The sequence below is a fragment of the Terrabacter carboxydivorans genome (genome assembly GCF_039532035.1).
Taxonomy (GTDB): domain Bacteria; phylum Actinomycetota; class Actinomycetes; order Actinomycetales; family Dermatophilaceae; genus Terrabacter; species Terrabacter carboxydivorans.
This window is the reverse complement of the sequence record NZ_BAAARE010000004.1, coordinates 108,967-129,334: the sequence shown is the minus strand read 5'-3', so window position 1 is coordinate 129,334 and position 20,368 is coordinate 108,967. Positions and strand designations below refer to the sequence as shown.

Here is a 20,368-nt window from a genome sequence, read left to right as displayed (position 1 = left end):
GGCTACGGCGTGCCGGGCCGATGAGTCGAAACGTTTTGATCGACACGCTCCGAGGCGCCGACGAGGCGCCGGACGGTCGGTCGTCCGTCAGTCGTTCATCGCCTTGATGATCGTCACCGCGAGGCTGATCCGGTCGTGCGCCCACGCGTCGCCGGCCGGGTGTCCGGTGAGTTGCTCGGCGGCGTCGAGGGCGTTGTCGGCCTCCCGGACGATCGTCCACGCGCGCGCCCGGCCCTCGTCGAGGCCGGCGCGCTCGCAGATGATCTCGAGACGGCGCCGAAGCGACCACCGCACCTCCGAGCCCGTGCCGAGCTCGTCGGCCCGGTTCCACAGCGCGGGCGCCACCTCGAAGGCGGGGTCGCCCGCCATCGGCTTGGGGTCGATGGCGAGCCACGGCGAGCGGTAGGCGGCGAGCACGTTGGTGTAGTGCAGGTCGGTGTGCAGCAGGCGGTCCTCGGAGGCCGGCCGGTCGGTCAGCTCGCGTGCGAGCGCGGATGCCTGGTCGAGGTAGCGCCGCGGCAGCGCAGCGGGAGCGGCCCGCAACTCCTCGGCCTGCCTGAGGGCGTATGCCGTGAGGCTGGGCACGCGGGGGTGCGGGGGTCGGCGCAGCACCGAGAGCAGGCCGCCGATGACCTCGCACGCCTCGTCGATGTCGACGCGGGTGAGGTCCCGGGTGTGCAGGCGCTCGAGCAGGAGCGCGAAGCGGGAGGGGTCGGCACGCACCAGGCGCACCGCGCCGTGACCGTTCCACGTCTGCAGCGCGAGGTGCTCGGTGGCGGCCTCGGGGTGGGGCCAGGAGACCTTGAGGACGCCCTCGCCGCTCACCCCGACGACGTCGCGCCCGGCCCCGAGCAGCCGCACCGGGATGGCGACGGCGCAGACGCCGCTCGAGCTCCTGCCGATGGGCTCGAGCTCCCACTCGGCCAGCAGGTTGCGGATGAGGCCCGGCAGCGCGTCGATCCAGTCGTCCCCGGACTCGTGGCCATCGGGTTCGTAGGCGCTGACGGCGTGGGCGAAGTGGGCCGGGATGAGGTCGTACATCGGGTCGTAGGTCATGACGTGGTGGCTCCCGGGAAGGCGGTCGGTGGCACGCCCCAGTCGACGGCGAGGGCCTGGATGTCGGCGCTCCAGCGGGTGACGTCCTCGAGGGATGCCGGAACAGGGTGGGTCCCAGCGACCTCCGTGCCGGCGTCGACGGCGGACGACAGCGTCCGGGTCGCGAGCCGTCGGGCCTCCGCGGGGGTGGTCACGGGGAAGGGCAGGGCCCAGCCGGCAGGTGTCGTCGAGCTCGAGCCGGACACGGCGATCTCGAGCCGCGTCAGGGCGTCGAGCGTGGCCGAGGCCGTCCGGCGCTGGCTGCCGGTGCTCTGTGCAGCGACGACCTGGAAGGCGTAGACGAGTGGTTGGGTGCGCCCGACGATGGCGGGCCGGGCGGGACTCGGGGCGGTCACAGCGACGTCACGACCGAGTAGGACGGCTGCCGCCAAACGCTGCGACCAGGCGGCGGCGAGCAGTTCGCGGGTGTCGGTCGTGGCACCCGCTGCGGCGGCCCAGTGCTCCGGACCCAGCGAGTCGAGCAGGGCGGCCAGCTGCGCGCGGGTGCGGGGCAGCGAGCCGGAGGGTGGTGCGGCGCCCGATCCCGTGGCGGCGGAGCGCGTCGGGGAGGGTGTGCCGGTTGTCGTGGCCGAGCCCGTCGATCCGGGCGTGGTCGAGGTGTCCGGGAGGGGGAGGGGTCCCCGGGCCATGGCCGCCTCGATGACCGTCGTCGGCACGCCGGCGTTCGTCAGCCGACCACGCAGGACGGCCAGCTGCTCACGGTTGACGGTGCGCAGCCGACCGACCAGCCCTCCCGGGTCGCCGTGCGCGAGGACGGAGGACTCGGCCCTGACGAGGTGGTCGAGCTCGACGACCGACGAGAGGAGCAGCGCCTCGTCGGGAGCCGGCCGGCGCGTCGGCGCAGGTGGGGGAGGCTGCGGCACGTCCAGCCGCAGACCCCGGTCGACGAGCACGGCGAGCGCGGCGGCACCTGCCCCGAGGGCGAAGAGGCGCCTCGGTGGACGGCCCATGCCGTCCATCACCCGTGACCCGAGCCCACGGGTGTCGCCGTCCATGCCGAGATCTTCGCACGCGGTCGGCGGTCGGCGACCACGCCCCGGCGCCGATAGAGTGGTGCGCACGCGGTGCTCGTCCCTGTCCGGGGACGCCGGCGCTGGACATTCGAGAAGAGCAGGAGGCGTCGACTGATGAGCACGGCCCAGGAGATCAGAGCGACGCTCGAGCCGGTGCTCGCGCCCCTCGGGCTCGTCGTCGAGGACGTCTCCGTGTCGCCGGCCGGCAAGCGCCGGCTCGTGCGCGTGCTCGTCGACTCCGACATCAGCAGCCTCGACGTCGCCGACACGACCAGCGCCGTCACACCGCTGTCGCTCGACGCGGTCGCCGACGCGACGCGCGCCGTGAGCGACGTGCTCGACGACAGCGACGTCATGGGGCAGGCGGCCTACGTCCTCGAGGTGTCCTCACCCGGCGTCGGCCGACCCCTCAGCTCGCGTGACCAGCTCCGCCGGCAGGTGGGGCGTCTCGTCGAGGTCGTCCACCAGGGCGGCACGGACACCGGACGCCTCGTCGAGGTCGGCTTCGACGACCTCGTCCTCGAGGTCCCGGCGACGAAGAAGACGCCCTCGCGGCGTCTGGCCCTCGACCTCGACACCGTCCAGCGCGGCACGGTGCAGGTGGAGTTCACCCGCCCCGCAGCCTCCTCCGCAGACCCGGACGCCGCCACCGACGCCGCCGACCCCCACGACGACACCGACGACGACACCGACGACGACACCCACGACCCGGACGACATGTCCGCCCTGGAAGGGGACCACTGATGGACATCGACCTCGCAGCCCTGCGCGCCCTTGAACGAGAACGCGACATCAGCCTCGACGTGCTCATCCCGGCCATCGAGCAGGCCCTGCTCGTGGCCTACCACCGCACCGACGGCAGCCAGCGCATCGCTCGCGTCGAGCTCGACCGCAAGACCGGCCACGTCATCGTGTGGGCCCGCGAGGAGGGCGAGCTGCTCCCCGTGACGGAGGAGGGCGAGCGTCCGCAGCGCGGCGAGCCCGGACCCGAGTTCGACGACACCCCCGTCGGCTTCGGTCGCATCGCCGCGTCGACGGCGCGCCAGGTCATCGTGCAGCGACTGCGTGACCTCGAGGACGAGGCGATCCTCGGTGACTTCAAGGGCCGCGAGGGCGACGTCATCTCCGGCATCGTCCAGCAGAGCCAGGACCCCCGGAACGTGCTGGTCGACTTCGGCACCGTCGAGGGCATCCTGCCGCTCGCCGAGCAGGTGCCGGGCGAGAAGTACGTCCACGGCGAGCGACTGCGGTGCTTCGTCGTCAGCGTCAAGCGGGGGCCCAAGGGGCCGCAGGTCGGACTGAGCCGCACGCACCCCAACCTCGTGCGCACGCTGTTCAAGTTCGAGGTGCCCGAGATCGCCGACGGCACCGTCGAGATCGCCGCGCTGGCCCGCGAGGCCGGCCACCGCACGAAGATCGCCGTCCACAGCCGGGTCTCGGGGGTCAACGCCAAGGGCGCGTGCATCGGCCCGATGGGAGCGCGGGTGCGTGCCGTCATGACGGAGCTGCGCGGCGAGAAGATCGACATCGTCGACTACGCCGACGACCCGGCCACCTTCGTGGCGGCCGCCCTGTCGCCGGCCCGGGTGCAGTCGGTCGAGATCGTCGACGCCGCGGCCCGCACGGCCCGGGTCGTGGTGCCCGACTACCAGCTGAGCCTCGCGATCGGCAAGGAGGGCCAGAACGCCCGCCTCGCCGCCAAGCTCACGGGGTGGCGCATCGACATCCGTCCCGACACCGAGGCGGGGGCCGCGTCCTCGACCCGTGGCGGCGACGCGACCCCCTCCGACGACGCCTGAGCAGGCATCCGGCGGCCCCCGTGGAGCGGATGGCCGCCCGAACGCGGTAGACTTTCCTGTGGCCGACCGGACTGGACTCCGTGCTGAGCCGTCCCGCACGTGTGTGGGATGTCGAGGAATGGATAGCTGGTCGGCCCTGCTGCGAGTGGTCGCGGCGACGGACGGAGACGCTGGGGGCCAACCCCCGGTCACGCTCCGCCCCGACCCACGGCACCGGATGCCGGGACGCGGTGCATGGTTGCACCCGACCCCCGACTGCTTCGAGCTGGCAGTGCGCCGCAAGGCGTTCGGACGTGCCCTGCGCCTGCAGGCCGCGGTCGACGTGAGCGCGGTGGCACGGCACCTCGGGGTCCAGCACCCGTAGCACGAAGTGGCGTCGTCCCCCTCTGGGGGCCGCGCCGGATCAGTCAGAGATCAGTCAACGAACCACAAGGCGGGTTGAAAACGCTATGAGCACCCGATGAGTACTCAGCGATGAGCAAGCCCCAGCAATAACCCACGGTTCGGCCACACCCTGTTCAGGCCGGACCAGGAACAGGAGAGATGTGGCTAAGGTCCGGGTCTACGAGCTCGCCAAGGAGCTCGGAGTCGAGAGCAAGACACTGCTCGCACACTTGAAGAGCCAGGGAGAGTTCGTCCGGTCGGCATCGTCGACCATCGAGCCCCCCGTCGTCCGCAAGATCATCGAGACCTTCCCTCGGGAGGGCTCCTCCGGCGGCGGCAACAAGCCGGCGGCCCCCAAGGCCGCCCCCACCGGCGCGACTCCGTCCGCGCCCCCGAAGGCCGCTCCGGCGGCCGCGACGCCGTCGGCCCCCGCGCCGGCTGCTCCCGCTGCCAAGGCACCGGCAGCCCCCGCGCCGTCGACGCCGGCCGCACCTGCGGCCCCCGCCGCCCGCGCGGCGACGCCTGCCCCCGCGAAGGCGGCCCCCGCGCCGTCGGCGCCGGGACCCAAGGCGCCGACCCCGACTGCACCGGCACCTGCCGCTCCGGCTCCGGCTGCTCCGGCGGCCCCCGCCGCCTCGACTCCGTCCCGGGTGCAGTCCAGCCGTGACGGCGGTCAGCAGTCCTCCGGCGTCCCGTCCTCCCCGCGTCCGGCTCCCCGTCCGGGGCAGCCGCGTCCGGGCAACAACCCGTTCGCACCGAGCCAGGGCATGGGCCAGACCCGTGCAGCCCGTCCCGGTGGCGACGCCGGTCCGCGCCCGGGCAACAACCCGTTCAGCCCCAGCCAGGGCATGCCGCGTCCGCAGCAGCGCCCCGGTGGCCAGGGCGGTCCCGGCGGCCAGCGTCCCGGTGCTCCCGGTGGCGCTCCGCGTCCCGGTGCCCCCGCGGGCGGTCGTCCGGGTGCTCCCGGTGGCGCTCCGCGTCCCGGTGGTCCGCGCCCCAGCCCCGGCATGATGCCGGAGCGCAGCACCGTCGGTCGTCCGGGCCAGCGCCCGGCCGGCGGCCCGGGCCGTGGTGGCCCCGGTGGCGGTGGCGGTCGTGGCGGCTTCGGTGGTGGCCCCGGCGGCGCCCCCGGTCGTCCCGGTGGCTTCGGTGGTCCTCGCGGTGGCGGCGGCGGTCGTGGCTCGACGGCAGGTGCCTTCGGTCGCGGTGGCGGTCGTCCGGTCCGAGGCCGTAAGTCCAAGCGCGCCAAGCGCCAGGAGTTCGAGCAGATGCAGGCGCCGAGCCTGGGTGGCGTCACCGTCCCCCGTGGCAACGGCTCGACCGTCGTCCGCGTGCGTCGCGGCTCGTCGCTGAGCGACTTCGCCGACAAGATCAACGCCAACCCCGGTGCCCTCGTCACCGTGCTCTTCCACCTCGGTGAGATGGCCACGGCGACGCAGTCCCTCGACGAGGACACCTTCAAGGTGCTCGGTGCCGAGCTCGGCTACGACATCCAGGTCGTCTCCCCGGAGGAGGAGGAGAAGGAGCTCTTCGACTCCTTCAACATCGACCTCGAGACCGGTATCGAGGGCGAGGAGGACGAGGACCTCGAGGCCCGTCCGCCGGTCGTCACGGTCGTGGGTCACGTCGACCACGGAAAGACCCGCCTGCTCGACGCGATCCGCAACGAGGACGTCGTGGCCGGCGAGGCCGGTGGCATCACCCAGCACATCGGTGCCTACCAGGTCCACCGTGAGCACGAGGGCGTCGAGCGCGCGATCACCTTCATCGACACCCCGGGTCACGAGGCCTTCACGGCGATGCGTGCCCGTGGTGCCAAGGTGACCGACATCGCCATCCTCGTGGTCGCCGCCGACGACGGTGTCATGCCGCAGACCATCGAGGCGCTCAACCACATGCAGGCGGCCGACGTGCCGATCGTCGTGGCCGTCAACAAGATCGACGTCGAGGGTGCCAACCCGGCCAAGGTGCGCCAGCAGCTGACCGAGTACAACCTCGTCGCGGAGGAGTACGGCGGCGAGACGATGTTCGTCGACGTCTCGGCCCGCCAGGGTCAGAACATCGACAGCCTCCTCGAGGCGGTCCTCCTCACGGCGGACGCGGCCCTCGACCTCCGGGCCAACCCGGAGAAGGAGGCCCGCGGCGTCGCGATCGAGGCGAACCTCGACCGTGGCCGTGGTGCGACCGCGACGGTGCTCGTGCAGACCGGAACGCTGCACGTCGGCGACTCGATCGTCACCGGCTCGGCCTACGGTCGCGTGCGTGCCATGCTCGACGAGCACGGCAACAACGTCGACGAGGCGGGTCCGTCCCGCCCGGTGCAGGTGCTCGGTCTCAGCTCGGTGCCGCGCGCCGGTGACACGTTCGTCGTGGCGCCGGACGACCGCACGGCCCGTCAGATCGCCGAGCGGCGTGAGGCGGCCGACCGTCAGGCCGTGCTCGCCAAGGCCCGCAAGCGCATCTCGCTCGAGGACCTCAACGAGGCCCTCGCGGCGGGCAAGGTGGAGACCCTCAACCTCATCCTCAAGGGTGACGTGTCGGGCTCGGTCGAGGCGCTCGAGGACGCGCTGCTCAAGATCGACGTCGGCGACGACGTGGACCTGCGCATCATCGACCGCGGCGTCGGCGCGATCACGATGAACAACATCAACCTCGCGATGGCCTCCAACGCCATCATCATCGGCTACAACGTTCGGGCCGAGGGCCAGAACGCCGACTACGCCGAGCGCGAGGGCGTCGAGATCCGCTACTACTCGGTGATCTACCAGGCCATCGACGAGGTCGAGGCGGCGCTCAAGGGCATGCTCAAGCCGGAGTTCGAGGAGGTCGAGCTCGGCACGGCGGAGATCCGCGAGATCTTCCGTTCGAGCAAGTTCGGCAACATCGCCGGCTCGATCGTGCGCAGCGGCGAGATCAAGCGTGGCTCGAAGGCCCGCATCACCCGCAACGGTGTCGTGGTGTCCGAGAACGTCGAGGTGGCCGGTCTGCGCCGCTTCAAGGACGACGTCACGGAGGTCCGCGACGGCTTCGAGTGCGGTATCAACCTCGGGTCGTACAACGACCTGCAGCTCGGTGACCTCATCGCCACCTACGAGATGCGCGAGAAGCCGCGCGCCTGAGCACGGCTCGTCGACGGCGCCGGCCCCCACGGGGGTCGGTGCCGTCGCCGTTCGCAGGACCACCCGGCCTGCGCCGCACGGCCCGGGGAATGCAGCGTGTCCCCGGCCCGCTACTAGGGTGAACACCACGCCGGCCCGGCTCGACCGGTCCGGCCGCACGACACACGAAAGCAGAGGTAGCCATGGCTGACCCCGCCCGCGCCCGCAAGATCGCCGACCGGATCAAGGTCATCGTCGCCGAGTACCTCGAGTTCCGGCTCAAGGACGAACGACTCGGTTTCGTCACCATCACCGACGCACGTGTCACGGGTGACCTGCAGCAGGCGTCCGTCTTCTACACCGTCTTCGGCAGCAACGAGGAGCGCGAGGCCACGGCCGCCGTCCTCGAGGCCAACAAGGGCCGCATCCGCTCGGCCGTCGGCAAGGGCATCGGCATCCGGCTGACGCCCTCGATCGAGTTCTTCGCCGACGCGCTCCCCGAGGGCGCCGCGCACCTCGAGGACCTCGTGGCACAGACCCGCGCCCGTGACGAGGAGCTGGCCCGGGCGGCCGCCAACGCCAAGCCAGCCGGCGACGCCGACCCGTACCGCAAGCCCGTCGACCGGTCCGAGGCCGACGAGAACGGCGACCAGGGCGACGACGACCTCACCGATGCCGGGGTGGACGCGGACGTCGACGCACGATGACCGACCGCTCGGGAGGCCTGCTCGTCGTCGACAAGCCGGCCGGCTGGACGAGCCACGACGTCGTCGCACGGGCCCGCCGGCTCTGCGGGACCCGTCGCGTCGGCCATGCCGGCACGCTGGACCCCATGGCCACCGGCGTGCTCGTGCTCGGCGTCGAGCGGGGCACCAAGCTGCTGACCTTCCTGGTCGGCTGCGACAAGTCGTATGCCGCGACGATCCGTCTCGGGGTGGCCACCCTCACCGACGACGCCGAGGGTGAGATGACCCAGGCGCTCGGTGTGGATGACGTGCCGGCGCTCGAGGCGGCCCTACCGGCCGCCGTCGCCGCGCTGACGGGTGACATCGAGCAGGTCCCCAGCTCCGTCAGCGCCATCAAGGTCAAGGGCGTGCGCAGCTACACGCGCGTCCGCCAGGGTGACGAGGTCGACCTGCCGGCCCGCCCCGTGACGGTGAGCCGTTTCGAGGTGCTCTCCGTGCGCCCGGCATCCGCGACGCCCGAGGTCGGTCCGCCGATCGACGTCGTGGACGTCGACGTCGAGGTCGACGTCTCGTCGGGCACGTACGTGCGCGCCCTCGCCCGTGACCTCGGGTCCGCGCTCGGTGTCGGGGGTCACCTCACGGCGCTGCGCCGCACGCGAGTCGGCCGGTTCGGGATCGGGGATGCCGTCTCGCTCGAGGCGCTCACGGCCACGTCCGAGAGCGACGGGCCGGACGGCATACCCCTGCTCCCGATCGCCGAGGCGGCCCGCGCGCAGCTGCCCGTGCACGAGATCTCGGCCGCGGAGGCCATGGCGCTCGGTTACGGCCAGCGCATCCCGAGCGCCGTGCGTGGCAGCGACGCGGTCGCGGCCATCGACCCCGACGGACGGCTCGTGGCGGTGCTCGACGAGACCCGCGACACGGCACGTGCCAAGGTCGTCTTCGCCGCCGCCGGGGCCGGCTCCTGATGTCGCGGCCCGGGCCCTCGGACACCCGGTCGGGGGCGGCCACTACAGTGGGCGCCGTGCAGCGCTGGTACGGACTCGACGACATCCCGGCCGACCTCGGGCCCACCGTCGTCACCCTCGGCAACTTCGACGGGGTGCACCGTGGGCACCGCGAGGTCCTGACGCGCGTCGTGCGCGAGGCCGCCGACCGCGACGCCCTCCCGGTCGCGGTGACCTTCGAGCCGCACCCGATCGCGGTCCTCTACCCCGACCGCGCCCCCGCTGCCGTCATGTCCCTGGAGCAGCGCCTCGACGCTCTCGAGGCCGTCGGCCTCAACGCCGTGCTCGTCCTCGAGTTCACGCCGGAGTTCGCCCAGCAGACGCCCGAGGAGTTCGTCCGCGGCACCTTCGTCGACGCCCTCGGCGCGTGCGCCGTCGTCGTCGGCAAGGACACACGTTTCGGCGTGCGCAACTCGGGTGACGTCGACACCCTCCGCGAGCTCGGCGGGGCGCACGGCTTCGACGTCGTCGCGCTCGACGACATCGGCGAGGGCGCCACCGAGGGCGCCCGCTGGAGCTCCACGCAGCTGCGGGCCGAGCTCCTCGGCGGCAACGTCGACCACGCCACCCAGATCCTCGGGCGCCCCCACCGCGTCACCGGCACCGTGGTGCACGGCGACCACCGCGGCCGCGAGCTCGGCTACCCGACGGCCAACCTCTCGCAGGACCACGAGGGCCTCGTGCCCGCCGACGGGGTGTATGCCGGGTGGCTCGTCCGCCTCGACCTCGCCGAGGGCGCTCCCGACCGCACGCTGCCGGCAGCCGTCTCCGTCGGGACCAACCCGACGTTCGACGGGCACCAGCGCCGGGTCGAGGCCTACGTCCTCGACCGCACCGACCTCGACCTCTACGGCGAGCGCGTCGCGGTGGAGTTCGTCTCGCACCTGCGACCGACCCTGCGGTTCGAGACGATCGACTCGCTCGTCGAGCAGATGGCGCAGGACGTGGCCCGGTGTCGCGAGATCCTCTCGGCGATCGTCCCGTCCTAGCGCGGCCGGCTCCGCGGCCGGCTCCGCGGCCCGCCCGCAGCGGGTTGCCGCCGGGCGGGCGCGGGAGCCTTCGTCGGGTCACGTCGACGTGGCTGCAGAACGACCTCGGCCTGCTCATCGGGGCTCTCGGGCTCTCCCTCGTCGGGGTGGTGCTCGTCTGGTCGGCCACCCGCTCCTCGGCCGGCGGGTCGGCGGCGCTCAAGCAGCTCGTCGCCCTGGCCATCGGCGTCGGCTGCGCGGCCGCCGTCACCCGGCTCGACGTGCGCACCGTGCGGGCCGTCGCCCCGGTCGTCTACGTGCTCGCCGTCCTCGGCCTCGCCGCCGTCGTCTCTCCGCTCGGCTCGACCGTCAACGGGTCCCGCTCGTGGATCCGGCTCCCCGGGGGGACGAGCCTGCAGCCCTCGGAGTTCATGAAGGTGGCCCTCGCGGTCGGTCTCGCGATGCTCCTCGCCGAGCGAGCCGAGCGGGGGCTGCGCCAGCGGCACCGCGACGTCGTGCTCGCGTGGGTCGTGGCCGGCATACCCGTGCTGCTCGTCCTGGCCCAGCCCGACCTCGGCTCGGCGCTCGTGCTCGTGGCGATGTCGGTCGTCATCATTGCGGCGGCGGGCGCCCCCTGGCTCTGGACGGCGGCGGTGCTCGTGGCGGGCGCCGGCGCCGTGGCGGCGGCCTTCCTCACCCCGGTGCTCTCGGGCTACCAGCGCAACCGGCTGCGGGCCTTCCTCGACCCGACGCTCGATCCGCAGGGCATCGGCTACCAGACCCGTCAGGTGCGCATCGCGATCGGGTCGGGCGGTCTGGGCGGCCAGGGCCTGTTCGAGGGTCGCCAGACCCAGGGCGGCTTCATCCCGTTCCAGGAGACCGACTTCGTCTTCTCGGTCGCGGGGGAGGAGCTCGGTTTCCTCGGGGCCGCCGGCGTCGTGCTGCTCATCGGGTTCATCGTCGTGCGCTGCATCGTCGTGGCGCGCCGGGCCGACGCGTTCGGCCGTCTCGTCGCGACCGGTGTGGCCGTGTGGCTGGGCGTGCAGGCCTTCGAGAACGTCGGGATGAACCTCGGGCTCATGCCGGTGACCGGGCTGCCGCTGCCGTTCGTCTCGAGCGGAGGCTCCTCCCTCATCGCCTCGTGGGTCGCGATCGGGCTGGTCGGCAACGTCGCGTCGGTGTCCGCCCAGGGGCGTCGCCACCGGATCGTGTCGCCGACAGCCTGATCCGCGGTGCGGTTGCCGTCGGCACCGCGGGTTACCCGGCGGTCACGTTTCGATGAGGAAGGTCGACAATGCGTGACTGGAGAGGCGATTGTTGACATCATCCCGGCATGGCGGGCGCCCGCAGACGCCGATGACGGGCAGGCCCGAAGTGACGAAGGAGTCCACATGCCTCTCCAGGCCCTTGCCGACCGGACCGTCGACCAGAACGTCCTCGACGGCCGCGCACCCAGTGTGGGCGCGCTCTTCCGCAGCCGGGTCCGGGCCACGCCCGAGGCACCCGCCTACCTCTACTTCGCCGACGACTCGAGCGAGCTGACGACCCTCAGCTGGGCGCAGACGCACGAGATCGTCGAGCAGTGGGCTGCCGGGCTCATCAGCCTCGGGGTCCAGCTCGAGGACCGCGTCGCCATCGCGTCGACGACGCGCGTCGAGTGGATCCTCGCCGACCTCGCCGTCATCTGCGCCGGGGGCGCGACCACGACCGTCTACCCGACGACGATCGCCGAGGACGTCGCCTACATCCTCGCCGACTCCGGCAGCGGCATCGTGTTCGCCGAGAACGAGGAGCAGGTCGCCAAGCTCCAGCACGTGCGCTCCGAGGTGCCCGGGGTGCGCCAGGTCATCGCCCTCACGGGTCCCGGCAGCGACGACGGCTGGGTCATCACGACCGACCAGCTCGCCGAGCGGGGCCGCGAGTGGCTCGCGGCGACGCCCGACATCGTCGACTCGCGCGTCGACCAGCTCGGTCCTGAGTCGCTCGCCGTCGTCATCTACACCTCGGGCACGACCGGCCGCCCCAAGGGCGTGCGGCTCGTCCAGGACAGCGTCGTCTACGAAGGTGCCGTCATCGACGCCATCGGCACCTTCACCAAGGACGACCTGCAGTTCCTCTGGCTGCCCCTGTCGCACGTCTTCGGCAAGATGCTCGTCGCGACCGGACTGCAGATCGGCTTCCCGACGGCCGTCGACGGCCGCGTCGACAAGATCGTCGAGAACATGGCGGTCATCAAGCCGACCTTCATGGCCGGGCCGCCCCGCATCTTCGAGAAGGCCCACGGGCGCATCGCGCTGATGTTCGCCGGCGAGACGGGCGTCAAGAAGCGGCTCATCGACTGGGCCCTCAAGGTCGGTGGCGAGATGCGCGACGTCCAGGCCCGCGGCGAGCAGCCCTCGTCCGGGCTGCAGCGGCGCCACGGCCTCGCGACCAAGCTCGTGCTGCACAAGGTGCAGGAGCGCTTCGGCGGACGGGTCCGCTTCATGATCAGCGGGTCGGCGCCCCTCAACGCCGAGGTCGCCCGGTGGTTCGGGTCGGTCGGCCTGCTCGTCCAGGAGGGCTACGGGCTGACCGAGACCTCGTCCGGCACGACGGTCAACGCCCCCGACCACGGCTCCTACCAGTACGGCTCCGTCGGCTGGCCCCTGCCGGGCACCGAGGTGCGCATCGCCGAGGAGGACGGCGAGATCCTCGTCAAGGGGCCGGGCGTCATGCGCGGCTACCACAACAACCCCGAGGCGACGGCCGAGGTGCTGACCGACGACGGCTGGTTCCACACCGGCGACATCGGCCGCATCGACGAGCGCGGCTTCCTCTACGTCACCGACCGCAAGAAGGACGTCTTCAAGACCTCGGGCGGCAAGTACATCGCGCCGGCGGAGATCGAGGCGCGCTTCAAGGGCCTGTGCCCGTTCGTCAGCCAGTTCCTCGTGCACGGCGCCGGTCACAACTACGCGACGGCGCTCGTGACGCTCGACCCCGACGCCATGGCCGGCTGGGCGCCCACGGTGGGGCTGGGCGGCAAGCCGTACGCCGAGGTCGTGGCCTCGCCCCAGGCCCGGGCTCTCGTGCAGCGCTACGTCGACCAGCTCAACGACGGGCTCAACCGCTGGGAGACGATCAAGAAGTTCACGATCCTCGACCAGGACCTCACCGTCGAGGGCGGCGACCTCACGCCGAGCATGAAGCTGCGCCGCAAGGCCGTGACGGAGAAGCACCGCGCCGAGCTCGACGCCATGTACTGAATTATCTGGCTCGCTCCGCTCGCCGTGTTCGGCGCGCCTCGTCGTCACGCCTTCCTTCCTCGGCTCGCTCGCTGCGCTCGCATAACTCGTCGGTCCAGGCGTGACGCGCGCTGGACCTGCTTCCTCTCAGGTCCGTGCGGGGAGGTCGAGGACGGCGCCGGCGTCGGCCTGGGCCGGGTCGGGGAAGACGACCTGGTGCCCGTGCGCCCGCATCACCGCCGGGTCGGCCCACCGCTGCGTGCGTGCGGTGCGGTAGTTGAAGCGCAGCGTCGGTCCCGCGGGTGCGTCGACGACGACCCGGGCGATGGCAGGGTCGTCGGGGTGGTGGAAGACGTCGCCGTTGGTCGAGACGAGGTAGTGCGATGCCGGCGCGGCCGCGAGAAGGGCAGCCACGACGTTGGCCTGGCTCCCGTGGTGGGGGAGCTTGACCGCGTCGACGGGCAGGTTCTGCTGCCCGCGCGCCCTGGCCACGCCGTGGAGGCCTGCGGCGAGCACGTCGCCGTAGGCGTCGGCCCCGAGGACGATGCTTGCGCCGCGGTGCTCGAGGAGCAGCGCGATGCTGCTGCCGTTGGGCACGGACGAGTCCGCGGGCGTCCGCTCGCCGGCGAGGTGGGGGAGGTCGTCGAGCGGTCCGAGCACGTCGACCGGCGGTGCGAGGCCACGGTCGCGTGGCTGCAGCGCGGTGTGGAGGGTCGCGGACCACGTGGCCGCGAGCTTGGCGAGCCCGCCGGGCGTGGGGGATAGCACCGTGATCGTGGGGCCGTCGGGAACCGTGACCGTGACGCTTGCGCCGATCGTCCCCTGAGCAGCGGGACCAGCGGGACCAGCGGGAGCGCCGGTCTCGACGGGTCCGCCGCCGAAGGCGACGTTCCACGGGAGGGCGTGGCCGGGGGCCTGCACGCCGGGCGTGCCGGACTTCGAGGTGCCGAGCGGTCCGAGCAGGGCGGTGACGAGACTCTCGCCCTGCTCGATGCTGCGTGTCCGCCCGGGGGCGGTCGGGGACAGGTGCGTACGGCCGTTGAACCAGAAGTCACCGACGTCCGTGGCGAGGTCGCTCGCGAGGAAGGGGATCATGCCCCCGATGTGGTCGTTGTCGATGTGGGTGATGACCGCGACGTCGATGTGCCGGTCGGCGGGGTCGAGGCGGCGCAGTCGGGCCTCGAGCAGCGGCCAGGTGTCGGGCGGTCCACCGTCGACGAGCATGCGCCACGTCGGGCCGCCGGGGCGGGGGCACTCGACGAGGAGGCAGTCACCCAGACGCGCGGGGAGCACCTCCACGTGGATCGCCGTTGGCACCGTCGCCACCCTTGCCTCCTCAGGCCCAGACTAGGACCGTCCCCGGTGCGTGTCCGGGGCTTCGCCGACCCGGTGCGGTCTGCGGTGTTTTCGCACGTCCGGCGGCCGCACGTACGATGGTCCAATGCCCGGTGAGTCACTGTTCAACGCCCTCGAGCCCCTGCTGGAGCGGGTCAACAAGCCCATCCAGTACGTCGGCGGCGAGCTCAACTCGACGGTCAAGGACTGGCACGTCGGCGGCCACGGCCCCGACGGCGAGGAGCTGACCACGCGTTGGGCGCTGATGTACCCCGACGCATACGAGGTCGGCGTCCCCAACCAGGGCGTCATGATCCTCTACGAAGTCCTCAACGAGCGGGCCGACGCCCTTGCGGAGCGCACGTATGCCGTGTGGCCCGACATGGAGGCGCAGCTGCGCGAGGCGGGCCTTCCGCAGTTCACCGTCGACGGGCACCGTTCGGTGCGCGACTTCGACCTCTTCGGCCTCAGCTTCTCGACCGAGCTCGGCTACACGAACATGCTGACGGCGCTCGACCTCGCCGGCATCCCGCTGCACTCGGTCGACCGCGACGTCGACGACCCCATCGTCATCGCCGGCGGGCACGCGGCCTTCAACCCCGAGCCGATCGCGTCGTTCATCGACGCGGCCATCGTCGGCGACGGCGAGCAGGCCGTGCTGACCGTCACCGACATCGTGGGGGAGTGGAAGGCCCAGGGCCGTCCCGGTGGACGACGCGAGGTGCTGCTGCGCCTGGCCCGCACCGGCGGCGTCTACGTGCCGGCGTTCTACGACGTGTCCTACCTGCCCGACGGGCGCATCCAGCGGGTCGCGCCGAGCGCCGACGCCCCCGGGGTGCCGTGGCGGGTGTCCAAGCACACGGTCATGGACCTCGACGCGTGGCCCTACCCGAAGCAGCCGCTCGTGCCGCTCGCCGAGTCGGTGCACGAGCGCATGTCGGTCGAGATCTTCCGCGGCTGCACCCGTGGCTGCCGCTTCTGCCAGGCGGGCATGATCACCCGTCCGGTGCGCGAGCGGTCGATCACCGGCATCGGCGAGATGGTCGAGCGCGGCCTGGCCGCGACGGGTTTCGAGGAGGTGGGGCTGCTCTCGCTCAGCTCGGCCGACCACACCGAGATCGCCGACCTCGCCAAGGGTCTCGCCGACCGCTACGAGGGCACCCAGACCGGCCTGTCGCTGCCGTCGACGCGCGTCGACGCCTTCAACATCGACCTCGCCAACGAGCTGACCCGCAACGGTCGCCGCTCCGGCCTGACCTTCGCGCCCGAGGGTGGCTCGGAGCGCATCCGCAAGGTGATCAACAAGATGGTGTCCGAGGAGGACCTCATCAAGACCGTCGCCGCGGCCTACGGCGCCGGCTGGCGCCAGGTGAAGCTCTACTTCATGTGCGGCCTGCCGACCGAGACCGACGAGGACGTGCTCCAGATCGCCGAGCTCGCCAAGAAGGTCATCGAGACCGGCCGCCAGGTGTCGGGCCGGCGCGACATCCGCTGCACCGTCTCGATCGGTGGCTTCGTGCCCAAGCCGCACACGCCGTTCCAGTGGGCCTCGCAGCTCGGGGTCGAGGAGACTGACGCCCGGCTGCTCAAGCTCCGTGAGGCGATCCGCGCCGACAAGCGCTACGGCAGCTCCATCGGGTTCCGTTACCACGACGGCCAGCCCGGCATCGTCGAGGGACTGCTCTCGCGCGGTGACCGCCGCGTCGGCAAGGTCATCGAGGCCGTGTGGCGCGACGGCGGTCGCTTCGACGGCTGGAGCGAGCACTTCTCCTACGAGCGGTGGATGCGGTGCGCCGACGAGGCCTTCGCCGACGTCCCGGTCGACCTCGCCTGGTACACCACGCGTGAGCGCGGCGAGTCCGAGGTGCTGCCCTGGGACCACCTCGACTCGGGTCTCGACAAGGACTGGCTGTGGGAGGACTGGCAGGACTCGCTCGACGAGACCGAGGTCGACGACTGCCGCTGGACCCCGTGCTTCGACTGCGGCGTGTGCCCCCAGATGGGCACCGAGATCGAGATCGGGCCCACGGGCAAGACGCTCCTGCCGCTCACCGTGCTCGGCTCCGGCCGCCAGGACCTCCTCGAGCACCAGCACTGACCGAGCTGCTCGAGCCGTGCGGGACAGTCGTCGCGTCTGGCCCTCATGACAGTGCCGAACGGTGGGATCCGATGGAGCCCACCGCCCAGCACGCCGGTTGGCGTTCACTTCTGTTGTGCCGTGCGAGACGTCACGACGTCAGGTGGACCTCCGGCAGGCCAGCACCGTTCAGGTACAGGTCATAGGTGACCGAGAGGATCCGCACCTGCTGGCTGCCGGTGCACGTGAGGGTCGTGAGCGGAGACACGGTGAAGGAGCCGGTCACCTGGCCGTTGCGGACCGGGAACGTCCCTGTGGCGTTCACGTTCGTCGTGTCGCTCTTCGGCACTCCGTTGACCGGGTTGCCGCTCCGCGTGTAGCACTGGGCGACAGCCGTGACGGTGCCGGTGAGCGAGAAGTCGGCCGTCGCGGTGTTGCCGAGGCCTGCCGCCTTCCACGAGACTACGAGGCTGTTGCCCGATGTCGAGACGGACGGACCCTGGACATAGTGCGGGCTGGCTGCCGAGGCCGAGCCGGCAAAGCCGATGGTGACCAAAGCCGCCGCGAGCACGGCGACAAGGACACGAAGATAACGCGTGTGGCGCATGGTCTCTCCCTGCTGGAAAATGAAACTTCTGAGCAGGCCTGTCCCTGTTTGCGGCGCCGCACCGGTGGGGGCGCGCCCCCACAGCGCTCGTCGCCGAGGCGCGTCTGCCCTGTGGTTGTTCGACCTAACCCCCGAGCGATCGCGTTCGGTTCCGAGTACGTTCCTGCCCCTGACTCGTCACCGTGTTGGGCTCGTGCTCCCGCTGGTCGGCATCATCTGCGACGGACCGTCGCGCTCAGCGCCTTCCTTGCCCCCTGCACTGCCTCTTGTCAAGGTAGCCGCGAACTGATTGCGGGGGAACTCCCAAAACCGACATCCTCACGAATTCAAGTCGCGAATCTTCAAGTCGCGAATTCAATCTGTCCGTTTGTTTCTCGAGGCAGGCGTACGGCATTGAGCCAGCGCGTGGTCATGGGTCCGGTTTCCGGCAAAGCAAACCATGGTTCCACATCGCGACGCAGCCCTATAGGGGCGGAGATTTCACACGAGTGGTCGCATCTGCAGGCGTGGAAAGATGTGAATCCCGTTCGACAGCAGGCACATCCGATATTCCCGCCCTCCTCGCCCTGGGTACGGCATGGGCACGAAAGGAGTGACATAGGCCCTGAAATCGGTCGCCGTCACGACAACAGTCCAATTGTCTATCGGAGGTTCAAAAACGTAGCCCCGAATTTCTTATTCTCCTGCATCGAGCCAGCTCCATCCCTACCATCGGATCTGGATGTTCGCGGCCGTGGCCACGCCGTCACCGAGACACTTCCGGACGGCACGAAGCCCGACGACGTGCGTGCACCCGACGTCACCGGGGGGGCGTCAGGCTGGCGACGGGTGAGGGGGCCCGGCGCACTGCATCAGGGCTCGGGGGCTGACTCGCGGCTGGGCAACTTCGCGGTAGCCGCACCATTTCTCGCTCTGTTTCCCCGAAGGGTAGATCCATGAGCAAAATGCAGAAGAACTCGCGGCTACGCACCGTCAAGGCCGTGGTCGCCAGCTTGGGCGTGGCGGCGGCGATGGTGGTGGCCGGCAACGTGCCCGCGGCGTTCGCCGTGCATGACGAGACGTTCCAGCTCGACGGCGACGTGTCGGCCTCGACGACGACCAACGTCGGTGGCACGACCCAGGCGATTGACTGGAGCACCCTGTTCGGTTCCACCGGCAACGAGCTGGCCTTGCCGAGCGGTTACACGGCATCGGTGTTCAGCAAGGACTTCAACACCAACGCGAACGGCTCCTTCAACACCAGTGACGCGACCACATACACCACGGGCAGCAAGGACACCCTGCCGATCAGCGGCTGGCAGTGCACCGCGTCCAACAACGTCAACAGCAAGATCGACGTGATGAACTCGTACGCAACCGCGTACACGGCGCCCAACGGCCACCAGCTGCTCTACTTCGCGCTCGAGCGCAACACCAACAGTGGCGACGCCAACGTCGCCTTCTGGTTCCTGCAGGACCAGGTTGCGTGCAACGACAACGGCAGCACGGCAACCTTCTCCGGCCAGCACCGCGACGGAGACCTGCTCATCGTCTCGGCCTTCACCAATGGTGGAGCGGTCAGCACCGTCGACGTCTACCGCTGGAACGGTGGCGCCAACGGCACGCTCGGCACCACGCCGGTCGCGCACGGCGTGGACTGCAAGACCACGGCCGCTGGCGACACCGGCTGCGCCACGGTCAACACCGGCACCATCACCACGCCTTGGCCCACGGCCAACTTCAAGGACGGCGTCGGACACAGCCTGCGCATCGCCGAGTTCTACGAAGGCGGCCTGGACCTGACGGCGAACAACCTCGGCGGCAAGTGCTTCAACACCTTCACGGGCGACACGCGCTCGTCGCAGTCCCTGACCGCGACGCTGTTCGACTACTCGCTGGGCAACCTCGGCGAGTGCACCTCGACCACGGTGACGACACCGAACGTGACCACCCAAGAGATCCCGGCATCGGGCACTCTCTCGGTCACCGACAGCGCCCTCATCACGGTCACCGGCATCCAGACCTTCAGTGCCACGCTGAAGTTCTTCATCTGTGGCCCGACGGCGCTCGACGCCACCGGCAGCTGCACCACCGGGGGTGACCAGATCGGCACCACGCAAGCCATCACAACCGGCGGCACGTATCCATCGACGGCTGCGAGCATCACCGAGGTCGGGCGTTACTGCTGGCGGGCCGAGTTCTCAGGTGATTCCACGGCCGGAGTGCCCGCCTCGAAGGACGACAGCACCGGCGAGTGCTTCACAGTCACTCCGCGGCAGTCCGGTCTGGACACTCAGGCTGGCGCAAGCCCGGTCGACTTCGGCAATGCGGTCACCGACACGGCCACGCTGAGCAACACCGCGAACCACCAGGGCAGCGGCGGCGTCGGCACCGACGGGTCGATCAACCCGGCAACCGCCGGGGGCAAGGCCGGCGGCACGATCACGTTCACGCTCTACAAGGACGACTGCACCACTGTCGCCACGGGCACCGGATCGAACCCGCAGACGGTCAACGTCAGCGGTGACTCGGTGTACGGCCCGGTGAGCTTCACGCCGGACGCACCCGGGACCTACCACTGGAAGGCCACCTACACGGGAGACGCTCCGAACACGCTCGGCTCCTCGCACAACGGCAGCTGCACGGACACGAAGGAAGACGTCGTGGTCCGCCAGATCCCGACCGAGATCTCGACCGCGCAGAAGGCGTTCCCGAACGACTCGGCGACGATCACGTCGTCGGTCGCCGGCAACAACCTGCCGAGCAACGGCACCGTCATCTTCCGTCTCTACGACACCCTGGCCAACTGCCAGGCTGGCGGTGACACGGTGAACTCCGGTGGTCTGCTCTACAAGGAGACCAAGACCGGCGTCGGTGGCACGCACACGACCACGGTCGGAACGGCGAACACGTCGGTCGCCGTCGACAGCAACACGACGGTCTACTGGACCGCCACCTACGCGACGGGTGACACCGCCCACACAGGACGCGCAAGCGTCTGCACGGAGAACACCCAGTTCACCTTCACCAACGACTCGGGTCCTGGGACGCTGTTCCCGTGAACCGGTCGTGAAC

Annotated in this window: 15 protein-coding genes; 11 read left to right on the top strand and 4 right to left on the bottom strand. The window is 70.9% G+C overall.

The window, feature by feature from the left end; all coding sequences use genetic code 11:
• Window positions 1-87 precede the first annotated feature (87 nt).
• Window positions 88-1,056, bottom strand: coding sequence for an aminoglycoside phosphotransferase family protein (locus tag ABD297_RS05775; RefSeq protein ID WP_344253841.1), 969 nt, complete (start codon window positions 1,054-1,056; stop codon window positions 88-90).
• A complete protein-coding gene (locus tag ABD297_RS05770; RefSeq protein ID WP_344253839.1) occupies window positions 1,053-2,111 on the bottom strand; it encodes a hypothetical protein in 1,059 nt (352 codons plus the stop codon). The genes ABD297_RS05775 and ABD297_RS05770 overlap by 4 nt, the downstream gene beginning before the upstream one ends.
• Window positions 2,112-2,243: 132 nt before the next feature.
• Between ABD297_RS05770 and ABD297_RS05765 the strand changes: the two genes are divergently transcribed.
• The 9 genes from ABD297_RS05765 to ABD297_RS05725 all read left to right on the top strand — a co-directional run bounded on the left by ABD297_RS05765 (window position 2,244) and on the right by ABD297_RS05725 (window position 13,316).
• Complete coding sequence (locus ABD297_RS05765) at window positions 2,244-2,873, top strand: ribosome maturation factor RimP (RefSeq protein WP_344253837.1); 630 nt, start codon at window positions 2,244-2,246, stop codon at window positions 2,871-2,873.
• Complete coding sequence (gene nusA / locus ABD297_RS05760) at window positions 2,873-3,928, top strand: transcription termination factor NusA (RefSeq protein WP_344253835.1); 1,056 nt, start codon at window positions 2,873-2,875, stop codon at window positions 3,926-3,928. Before ABD297_RS05765 ends, nusA begins: the two co-directional genes overlap by 1 nt.
• Complete coding sequence (locus ABD297_RS05755) at window positions 3,894-4,292, top strand: YlxR family protein (protein WP_344253833.1); 399 nt, start codon at window positions 3,894-3,896, stop codon at window positions 4,290-4,292. Before nusA ends, ABD297_RS05755 begins: the two co-directional genes overlap by 35 nt.
• Window positions 4,293-4,473: 181 nt before the next feature.
• Window positions 4,474-7,431 carry a translation initiation factor IF-2 gene (gene infB / locus ABD297_RS05750; RefSeq protein WP_344253831.1) on the top strand — a complete coding sequence of 986 codons (2,958 nt, stop codon included), beginning with the start codon at window positions 4,474-4,476 and terminating at the stop codon, window positions 7,429-7,431.
• 182 nt (window positions 7,432-7,613) lie between these two features.
• A complete protein-coding gene (rbfA, locus tag ABD297_RS05745; protein WP_344253829.1) occupies window positions 7,614-8,117 on the top strand; it encodes a 30S ribosome-binding factor RbfA in 504 nt (167 codons plus the stop codon).
• Window positions 8,114-9,064 carry a tRNA pseudouridine(55) synthase TruB gene (gene truB, locus ABD297_RS05740; RefSeq protein ID WP_344253828.1) on the top strand — a complete coding sequence of 317 codons (951 nt, stop codon included), beginning with the start codon at window positions 8,114-8,116 and terminating at the stop codon, window positions 9,062-9,064. The genes rbfA and truB overlap by 4 nt, the downstream gene beginning before the upstream one ends.
• Before the next feature lie 56 nt (window positions 9,065-9,120).
• Window positions 9,121-10,092: a bifunctional riboflavin kinase/FAD synthetase gene (locus tag ABD297_RS05735; RefSeq protein WP_344253826.1), complete on the top strand. Its 972-nt coding sequence runs from the start codon at window positions 9,121-9,123 to the stop codon at window positions 10,090-10,092.
• The gene (gene rodA / locus ABD297_RS05730; protein WP_344253824.1) at window positions 10,056-11,297 is read left to right on the top strand and encodes a rod shape-determining protein RodA; all 1,242 of its coding nucleotides are present in this window, start codon (window positions 10,056-10,058) and stop codon (window positions 11,295-11,297) included. The genes ABD297_RS05735 and rodA overlap by 37 nt, the downstream gene beginning before the upstream one ends.
• A 165-nt stretch (window positions 11,298-11,462) precedes the next feature.
• A complete protein-coding gene (locus ABD297_RS05725) occupies window positions 11,463-13,316 on the top strand; it encodes an AMP-dependent synthetase/ligase (protein WP_344253822.1) in 1,854 nt (617 codons plus the stop codon).
• 126 nt (window positions 13,317-13,442) lie between these two features.
• On the opposite strand, the gene ABD297_RS05720 is transcribed toward ABD297_RS05725, so the two are convergent.
• Window positions 13,443-14,621: an MBL fold metallo-hydrolase gene (locus ABD297_RS05720; RefSeq protein WP_344253820.1), complete on the bottom strand. Its 1,179-nt coding sequence runs from the start codon at window positions 14,619-14,621 to the stop codon at window positions 13,443-13,445.
• 115 nt (window positions 14,622-14,736) lie between these two features.
• Between ABD297_RS05720 and ABD297_RS05715 the strand changes: the two genes are divergently transcribed.
• Window positions 14,737-16,728, top strand: a complete 1,992-nt coding sequence (locus tag ABD297_RS05715) for a TIGR03960 family B12-binding radical SAM protein (RefSeq protein ID WP_344253818.1) — start codon at window positions 14,737-14,739, stop codon at window positions 16,726-16,728.
• 130 nt (window positions 16,729-16,858) lie between these two features.
• Here ABD297_RS05715 and ABD297_RS05710 read toward each other — a convergent pair whose 3' ends face one another.
• Window positions 16,859-17,314, bottom strand: coding sequence for a hypothetical protein (locus ABD297_RS05710; RefSeq protein ID WP_344253816.1), 456 nt, complete (start codon window positions 17,312-17,314; stop codon window positions 16,859-16,861).
• 935 nt (window positions 17,315-18,249) lie between these two features.
• Between ABD297_RS05710 and ABD297_RS05705 the strand changes: the two genes are divergently transcribed.
• Entirely contained in the window at window positions 18,250-20,355 is a 2,106-nt protein-coding gene (locus ABD297_RS05705) for a hypothetical protein (protein ID WP_344253814.1), read from the top strand.
• Window positions 20,356-20,368 lie beyond the last annotated feature (13 nt).

Excerpts from the sequence above, each read along its gene's own strand:
- ABD297_RS05775 (WP_344253841.1), bottom strand. The coding sequence starts at position 1,056 with ATGACCTACGACCCGATGTACGACCTCATCCCGGCCCACTTCGCCCAC.
- ABD297_RS05770 (WP_344253839.1), bottom strand. The coding sequence starts at position 2,111 with ATGGACGGCGACACCCGTGGGCTCGGGTCACGGGTGATGGACGGCATG.
- ABD297_RS05765 (WP_344253837.1), top strand. The coding sequence starts at position 2,244 with ATGAGCACGGCCCAGGAGATCAGAGCGACGCTCGAGCCGGTGCTCGCG.
- nusA (WP_344253835.1), top strand. The coding sequence starts at position 2,873 with ATGGACATCGACCTCGCAGCCCTGCGCGCCCTTGAACGAGAACGCGAC.
- rbfA (WP_344253829.1), top strand. The coding sequence starts at position 7,614 with ATGGCTGACCCCGCCCGCGCCCGCAAGATCGCCGACCGGATCAAGGTC.
- truB (WP_344253828.1), top strand. The coding sequence starts at position 8,114 with ATGACCGACCGCTCGGGAGGCCTGCTCGTCGTCGACAAGCCGGCCGGC.
- ABD297_RS05725 (WP_344253822.1), top strand. The coding sequence starts at position 11,463 with ATGCCTCTCCAGGCCCTTGCCGACCGGACCGTCGACCAGAACGTCCTC.
- ABD297_RS05715 (WP_344253818.1), top strand. The coding sequence starts at position 14,737 with ATGCCCGGTGAGTCACTGTTCAACGCCCTCGAGCCCCTGCTGGAGCGG.
- ABD297_RS05710 (WP_344253816.1), bottom strand. The coding sequence starts at position 17,314 with ATGCGCCACACGCGTTATCTTCGTGTCCTTGTCGCCGTGCTCGCGGCG.
- ABD297_RS05705 (WP_344253814.1), top strand. The coding sequence starts at position 18,250 with ATGAGCAAAATGCAGAAGAACTCGCGGCTACGCACCGTCAAGGCCGTG.